Consider the following 2,889-nt stretch of genomic DNA (forward strand, 5'->3'; position numbering starts at 1 on the left):
CTCAGCGAAAGCAGGCCGAAGAGGAACTGAGGCATGCCAAGGAGCTGATCCAGTTGGTGGTGGATTCGATACCGGCGTATGTATCGTTGGTGGATCGAGAGCACCGCTATGTCTTGGTCAATCGAGGTTATGAAGAGTGGTTTCAAAAATCACGCGGCGAGATCATCGGCAAGCATATGTCCGACCTCATGGAACCGGACATTTATGAACAGGCGAAGCCCTATGCCGATAAGGCTTTGTCCGGCGAGGTCGCGCGCTTCGAATTGCCGGCCAGGAATCAAAAAGGCGTGCAGCGCTGGCTGGATATTCAGTATCTGCCACGAATCGGTGGGAACGGTTTGGTATCGGGATTCTTTGCGCTTTGCTTCGACGTTACACACCGCAAGCATACGGAGCAGCGGTTAAGACGGGTACTGGAGCGATTGCGGCTTTCCGAGAATCGGCAGCGCGAGCTGGCGAGACTCGCGCAGCAAGAGCATGGGCGGATGGGTGCGTTGTTGTCGGCCATGAGCATCGGCATTTTGTTCGAAGATCGAGGGGGGCTGATCGAGTATGTCAATCCGGCTTTCCACCGCATGTGGGCGATAGACGAAGATTTTCAACTGGTGGGGCGCACTACCCGTGATGTCCTGGAGCATTCGACACACCGGTTCGCCCGGCCGGATCACGCGTCCAAATACGTGTTGCATGTGCTCGACACTCACGAAATCAGCGAGCGATTCGAGCTCGATCTATACGACGGCAGGGTTCTGACGCAAATATCCTATCCGGTGACCGATGACGACGGGCGGACCATCGGGCGCTTGTGGATTTATGAGGACATCACCTACGAACGTCAAACTGCCCAGCAACTCCTTTATCTGGCCGAGCGCGATCCCTTGACCGGCCTGTTCAATCGTCACCGCTTCCAAGATCAGCTGGAACGCCTGATCGCCACTTCGGTGCGTACCGGCAGCCGATTTTGCCTGATCTATTTCGACCTGGACGAATTCAAGTACATCAACGACACCTTCGGCCACAAAGCCGGCGACACGGTGCTCGTGCGCATCGCCGGTGAAATATCGACTTTGGTGCGCCATGAGGAAACCTTCGCCCGGCTTGGCGGCGACGAGTTCGCCATTTTGAGCACGATAACCCCGAGCAGCGACCTCGAGGCTCTCCCTGGGCGTATCGCAAACGCGATTTCGGCGATCCCGTTCCGGTTCCGCGGCACCAATATGCGCGTTACCGGGAGCGTGGGCGTGGCGGTCTTTCCCGACCATGGGGAAAACGCGGAGGATTTGGTGGCGCATGCCGACGCCGCGATGTATCAGGCTAAAGGGCAGGGCAAGAACACTTGGGCGATTTACGACCCGACACGCGACAGCTCGGAAGCCATGATGCAGCGCCTGTCGTGGAACAGGCGCATCGCGGAGGCGCTTCAGAAAGATTTATTCGAACTTCATTTCCAGGGGGTTTACTCCGTCGACAGCGGCGCATTGAGTCATTTGGAGGTTTTGGTGCGCATGCGAAATCCTGTCGATCCCGCATGTCTCATCATGCCGGGGCAATTCATTTCCATCGCCGAGAAGAGCGGCCAAATCACCGAGATCGACCGCTGGGTGTTACGGCACGGAATCGAACTGTTGGCGCGGAATCCGTCGATTCCGCCGCTCGCCATCAATATTTCCGGCCGTACATTCGACGACCCGTCCCTGCCGCATTTCATTCGCAGTCAATTGAAGCAGAACGGCGTCGATCCTGCACGGCTCATCATCGAGCTGACGGAAACGGCGGCGGTTTCGGATATTCAGGATGCGCAACGGTTCATCGAGGCCATCCAACAGGCTGGTTGCCTGGTTTGTTTGGACGATTTCGGGAGCGGATTTTCGACTTTCGGCTATCTCAAATACTTGGGTGTCGAAGTGCTCAAAATCGACGGGTTGTTTATCCGGGACCTGCCGAACAATCGCGATAATCAAGTTTTTGTCAAAGCGATGGTCGACGTGGCGCGCGGACTGCAAAAAATCACTGTCGCCGAATATGTCGAGGACGCCGCGACGCTGGAGATGATCCGTGGTCTCGGCGTCACCCTGGCTCAAGGATACTATCTCGACCGGCCAGTAGCCGACCATCCGGCCTTACTGGAGAAATGAGGCTTTAAACTACGTAATCGATTTGCTGAACCGTGCCGGCGCTTCCGTTCTCAAGAAAGAACAGGCCGGTGGCCGTTACATCGCCGAGATGGTTGTTCAGCTTATCCGCTAATCGAAATGGACTGCTTAGTTGGCCCAGGTAAATGGCGCCCAGGCCCATCTGCTTCAGGCCGACGAGCTTCTGCGCTCCGGAAGCGTCCCACAGCCAGATGCGTAGCTTTTCATAGATTTTGTCGCCTTCATCGATAAAACCGTTGCGGTCATCGTCGTAAATCGACAATTCGGCAAATCCATTGCCGGTTGTCGGACCGAACAGCTCCCTGCCGTCATTCACGATACCATCTTCATTACTATCCAAGGCCAAGAAACCGCTGCCGCTTCGGAGTTGAGCGATTTGTTCGCTGATGCCGTCGGCGGTCAGGTCGAATGCGAAGCGGGTTTTTTCCAATTCTGCACCGGTTCCATCGAAATTCAGGACCAGAGGGTCGATCTTGGCTGCCTCTCCTAGGCGAAGGCTCGCACTGTGCTCGACGTAAAATTCGCGAGTCATGCTGAGTTGTACGGAAAACCGAAATTCTTGGCCATCCTTCGTCAGAATTACACCTTCCGCGGAAAAAGACATCGATTCATATTCGCGGTAAGAGGCAGTGTAGTCGTAAGCCAAGCCAAAACCGGCTGGCGCTTGCCGGGTTATCCGGCTTGCCTCGGGCGGCGTGTAACCAATTTCCGTCGATATAGTTTCCTCGTTCCCTCG

The 2,889-nt window shown here is 55.8% G+C and carries 1 protein-coding gene and 1 pseudogene; one reads left to right on the forward strand and one right to left on the reverse strand.

Annotated features, from left to right (window positions below; genetic code table 11):
- A partial coding sequence (locus tag ABJK70_RS22905; RefSeq protein WP_347259246.1) for an EAL domain-containing protein occupies window positions 1–2,135 on the forward strand: 2,135 nt, incomplete at its 5' end.
- A gap of 4 nt (window positions 2,136–2,139) precedes the next feature.
- On the opposite strand, the pseudogene ABJK70_RS22910 reads toward ABJK70_RS22905, so the two are convergent.
- Window positions 2,140–2,889 (reverse strand): annotated as a pseudogene (locus ABJK70_RS22910) (hypothetical protein); the annotation flags it as partial.

Source organism: Methylocaldum sp. (genome assembly GCF_039794385.1).
In the GTDB taxonomy this organism is placed as follows: domain Bacteria; phylum Pseudomonadota; class Gammaproteobacteria; order Methylococcales; family Methylococcaceae; genus Methylocaldum.